Source organism: Cellulosilyticum sp. I15G10I2 (genome assembly GCF_900095725.1).
GTDB lineage: Bacteria > Bacillota > Clostridia > Lachnospirales > Cellulosilyticaceae > FMMP01.
This window is the reverse complement of sequence record NZ_FMMP01000026.1, coordinates 1-4,688: the sequence shown is the minus strand read 5'-3', so window position 1 is coordinate 4,688 and position 4,688 is coordinate 1. Positions and strand designations below refer to the sequence as shown.

The 4,688-nt window shown below is 37.1% G+C and carries 4 protein-coding genes and 2 pseudogenes; all 6 read right to left on the bottom strand.

Annotated features, from left to right (window positions below):
• A pseudogene (locus BN3326_RS22635) lies at positions 1–722 on the bottom strand (collagen-like protein); the annotation flags it as partial.
• A gap of 200 nt (positions 723–922) precedes the next feature.
• Positions 923–1,501, bottom strand: a complete 579-nt coding sequence (locus BN3326_RS18875) for an exosporium glycoprotein BclB-related protein (protein WP_070000812.1) — start codon at positions 1,499–1,501, stop codon at positions 923–925.
• Between the two features lie 588 nt (positions 1,502–2,089).
• Positions 2,090–2,392 (bottom strand): hypothetical protein, encoded by a 303-nt coding sequence (locus tag BN3326_RS22485; RefSeq protein ID WP_070000811.1) that lies wholly within the window; start codon positions 2,390–2,392, stop codon positions 2,090–2,092.
• A gap of 351 nt (positions 2,393–2,743) precedes the next feature.
• Entirely contained in the window at positions 2,744–3,103 is a 360-nt protein-coding gene (locus BN3326_RS22480) for a hypothetical protein (RefSeq protein WP_070000810.1), read from the bottom strand.
• 320 nt (positions 3,104–3,423) lie between these two features.
• Positions 3,424–3,870: a class I SAM-dependent methyltransferase gene (locus tag BN3326_RS18860; RefSeq protein ID WP_070000809.1), complete on the bottom strand. Its 447-nt coding sequence runs from the start codon at positions 3,868–3,870 to the stop codon at positions 3,424–3,426.
• Between the two features lie 239 nt (positions 3,871–4,109).
• Positions 4,110–4,688, bottom strand: a pseudogene (locus BN3326_RS18855) (collagen-like protein); the annotation flags it as partial.

The window sequence follows — 4,688 nt, the reverse complement described above, 5'->3', positions numbered from 1 at the left end:
AACAGAGTGACTCCTGTGTCTCCCGTTGGTCCAGTGGCTCCTGTGTCTCCCATTGGTCCAGTGGCTCCTGTGTCTCCCGTTGATCCTGTATCTCCTGTTGCTCCGGTATCTCCTGTTGGACCAGTATCTCCTGTATCTCCCGTTGGACCCGTATCTCCTGTTGGACCTGTGTCTCCGGTATCTCCCGTTGGGCCTGTATCTCCTGTGTCTCCTATTGGCCCTGTATCTCCGGTGTCTCCTGTTGGTCCTGTATCTCCGGTGTCTCCTGTTGGACCCGTGTCACCCGTTGGTCCTATTGGTCCAGTCTCCCCTTGGACAATATCATCTTGTATTACTACCAATGTTGCTTTAACAGGTACTATTGTAGGAAAAAAAACAGTTCCTACTCCTATATAACTTAATGTAGCTGTAACTGGGGCTGCAGCTACATCAATAATACTTACTCCTACAACTTCTCCTGTTTTTATGGGAGAATTCCCCTCTAAAACATCCCCTTGTGAAGAATTAATTGCAAAAACAACACCCGTTGCGCCTTGAACTGATTGAGTCGCTACCCACCAATCAAGAACATACCTTCCAGCTTCATTAAAAGTTATTACTCCTGTTAACGGATTATAACTAATATTTCCTGCTGTATATACCGTTGTATCGAATATAACATTTCCTCCCGATACCACCGTTCCATCAGCCAGACGTTCTACTTGTAAAGCTATATTACTCATCCTAATCCCCCTTATGTTATAATTAAAATATTCAGTATGAAAATACAACTAAATGATATTCTAGTTATAGATAAACATTTATACCTTTACTTTATGTTTTCATATAAAAGAATGTTTCCTTTTAAAATGGCTAACTTATATACTTTTAGCAGTAAGTAAGTTAGCCTTTATCACTTTTAACAAAAAAATTGTAAGTCAAGCTATGCTATTGTAATACCCGCACTTGCATATCCAGCAACAGTATTAATCAGCGACACACCAGATGTAGCTGCAGAAAATACTAATAGTAAACGTGTTTCTGCTGTAACAGGTATTCCTAATCCAGTAAGGATAGCATTGCTCGTAACTCCAGCGGCAATTACACCTGTAAGTGGAGGTAATACACTTATTCCTGCTAATCCTATTGGTGTAAATATGTTATTTGGTGTAGTAGATTCAAATAAATTCCCTGTAATAACTATTGTTGATCCAACCAACGCTAATGCTACTGTTGCACTAAAGTATACGGCCCTTGATGTTATCGTTCCATCACGTGGAACAGAAAAAGCTAAGTTAGTTAATAACGCAGCTCCTCCCGTAAGATCTATAAATACTCCTAGTGGAGTAAGACCTTCCCCTGATGAACCAAAACCTATAAATGCGGGTATTCCTCTAAGCTCTCCGGCAATGGTAGTTATTTCTACTTGAACACCTGAGGCAAATGGTATTATAGCTCCTCCGCTCGCTGGTCCCGTAAATCCTGTTTGGCCTGTTACTCCCGCTAGCCCTAATGGTCCCATAAATCCTGTCGGGCCCGTTGGCCCTACACAGTAGTACTCTTGTACACACCATACATCAACATAATCATTATTATCATAATAACAACAAGAATTATTATCATCATAATTTCCTCTGTATTCCTCGTTATAATTGTCATTATTACTTCTAGCCTAATACATATTATCTTCCATGGTTTGCCACTCCTTGTTTCTATGACATTTCTATTAACTATAAACGAGCAAAAACGCTGGAAACAAATTGCCATGTAGTATCTTCAAAGGTTCGAGCTATATGGGGATATATTAGTAAAATGATTATAAATTTTAGAATCCCTTGCAAATACTAAGTTTGTTGGATTTGCAAATGTATTTCCTGTAAAAATGCTCGTTTATAGTATTAATTAAAATAGCTACTAGCATAATATGTAGAATCTTAGAATACGTACCCGTCAACTTATTTTTAGACTTAAATTTTACTCATCAAAATTATAAATTCATAAGCGCAGTCTCTATTTCTTTAACACCACTTTACAATAAAACTAACTAGCAATATCCTCGGAGCTTAAGTATTTAGCTAATGTGAAAAATGGCTTCTGTATTTTTATCAAGTTATAGTGTTTTCAACAAATTGCCCATAATTAGTTCGTGAAGTAATTTCTCTCCAAAACTATACTTTGGTTCTTGTGTGCTTTGAAATTGCCATTCCCAGAAATCACTATGTAGAAATGGTAATAAGGTAGTAAGTGCATAGGTTACCCCTGCTAAATGGGCGTACTTTTCTATAGCCACTTTACTTCTTACCATATATTTACCAAATGACCAAAATGTTTTTTGTTGATAAAACATAACCTCAATTGACCAACGCCTTCTGAAAACGCTAAATACATTTGTTAAGAGTGGCTTATGATTCATTTCCAGACCATCCGGCGTTTTGACTGAGAAACTTTTAATCGTTGCAAGTGGAATGGTTCTTATATAAAGCCTTACAGATGAAAAGGTATCTGTATTTGTGATTGTAAATGTAGCATATACATCTTCTGATATAAGGTTAGTAAGACACTTTAGGTTTGCTATTTAAAAATCACTGTGTTCAGTATAATTCAAGTCTTTATAGTCTATACGCTTTTCTTTTTTCGCTGGCCTACCACGTTTGCCAGTTGGTTCAGGGGCTGAATCATAAATCGCTGTATCTGCTCGAACAGCACCAATCACATCTAGATTATCAAAAGCTAGGATAGCTGATAAAAAAGGGTTTTTGGTGTACTAAGCATCGCATAGAACAATAACTTGATAATCTCTTAATTCAGGCATAACTTCTTCTATCATTTCAGCAGCAATCACGAGCTTAGTCTTTGATTTATCATATAGTTTGCAGTTAATAGGCAAAGTAATATATTTAATATGATTATTTCTAATGATAGGGAGACTCAGAGCTAGAGAAACAAAACAATGACCTTTTAGATTACCTTCATGCTTAGCGTGGTCAAACAAAGTACTATAACAGCCAAAGTGCTCTCCAAACTTTGGTTGTAATGTATCATCTACAATAAGATCTATTGTAGCCTTGTCTTTGAAGTCTGCCTGAATAATAGAGAGTGCTTTTTGTACTGTACAACATGCCATTTTCGAGAGGTCTAAGCCCTAGCTAAGAAGTACTAAAAGCTATTCAAACAACCTTCAAAGTATTTTTTAATAAACTTCTCATAGATGAACTTAATGGACCTCACTTCTTGAACAGCAAGTATTGCACAAATGAGAATGACAAACTTCTGAAAGCTACGTTTATAAAATAGTGGTCTATACATCTCTAAATATTGGTTTAAAGGTTTAAATATTGATTTTCTGTAAATACTATGCATATGATCAAGCCCTTTCCTGTAGGATTTGTTGACAAACTTAGTATTTACAGGAATGATAGGCTTGATTTTTGTATTTTCTGGAATTTATAATTTAATTACTTGTAAAGTGGTGTTAAGGTTATCATTGTTTGAATAAATCCAGTTTCCATTTAAGAGATTTCTTAAAACACTATAATACATGATGTTTTGTGCTGCTCCTATAATATAGCCACCTTTTTTTAAATAATTTCCTATTAAAATATAGTCAAAATGTTCCTCAGGAAATTCCAAAGGAAAGTCTCCAATCTTTTTGATCGTAACCTTTGCAATGTGCTTAGCAATATTTTCATATGGTTCTACTCCATATAATCTTATATTGGGGTAATCTTTTTTTATCTTTATTAGTGTTGCTTCTAGGCCACACCCTATTTCTAGGATATTCATTTCTTTATAAAGATCAGCTTTGTCAATGACTTCTATTAAATCAAACCTTATTTCGTCAAACAAAATAGTTTCAAATCCCCACTTATTTTTATCTGCAAATAATATCATTTTATCTAGATTATCATAAACATCTCCTCATCCCATTTTTAGTTTATTTCTCTAACGTTATAAACAATCTTGTGTCCGAGTCATTTTAAAGATTATTCATTTAGGTTCTTTTGTGATATAAATTTTCATCATTATAAGATATTCAATAGTTCTTCTATTGTGAGCTATTCCCTTAACTTAAAATAGCACCACGAGCATAAACCCCCGCAGTGCTATATCTAGATTTCTTCTATTTTTCTCTATGCAATTTGCATAATAACGAGGTGTGCCGAAACAGACCTTGTGCCTCCAGCGAGAGGTGTAATGGTCAATGCCGCTGCATTTCCAGCAGGATTTCTTACAGTTAGTATCGAACTGACGGACGTAGTAGTTACAAGTGCCATGCCTACAATTTGTGAAGTAAGCGTTGCTCTCCCCGCTACAGTATAAGCTAGATCAGCGCCATTAAGCGTTAAAATCAGTTGACCTGCTTCGGTCACACTCACCTGAAACAAGACTTGATAAGTGCCAATTGCAGCTAAGTTAAATGAACTAGCCGTTAGACGGGTAATAGCCGCCCCGCTAATAGGCCCATCTTGCGGAAAATCTACATCTGTACCTACAGCAACTGTTGCTGCGTTATCAGGAGGCATTAATGCATAGAAATCCGCAAAACCTAGTACGCTGCCGTCTGGACCTGTGGGGCCTGTGTCTCCTGTAGCTCCCGTTGGGCCTGTATCTCCTGTAGCTCCCGTTGGGCCTGTATCTCCTGTAGCTCCCGTTGGGCCTGTGTCTCCTGTAGCTCCCGTTGGGCCTGTATCTCCTGTAGCTCCCGTTGG

What these genes read in the sequence shown, in the direction of transcription:
- BN3326_RS18860 (WP_070000809.1), bottom strand. Translation starts at nt 3,870, where the DNA reads ATGATATTATTTGCAGATAAAAATAAGTGGGGATTTGAAACTATTTTG.
- BN3326_RS22480 (WP_070000810.1), bottom strand. Translation starts at nt 3,103, where the DNA reads ATGGCATGTTGTACAGTACAAAAAGCACTCTCTATTATTCAGGCAGAC.
- BN3326_RS22485 (WP_070000811.1), bottom strand. Translation starts at nt 2,392, where the DNA reads ATGAATCATAAGCCACTCTTAACAAATGTATTTAGCGTTTTCAGAAGG.
- BN3326_RS18875 (WP_070000812.1), bottom strand. Translation starts at nt 1,501, where the DNA reads ATGGGACCATTAGGGCTAGCGGGAGTAACAGGCCAAACAGGATTTACG.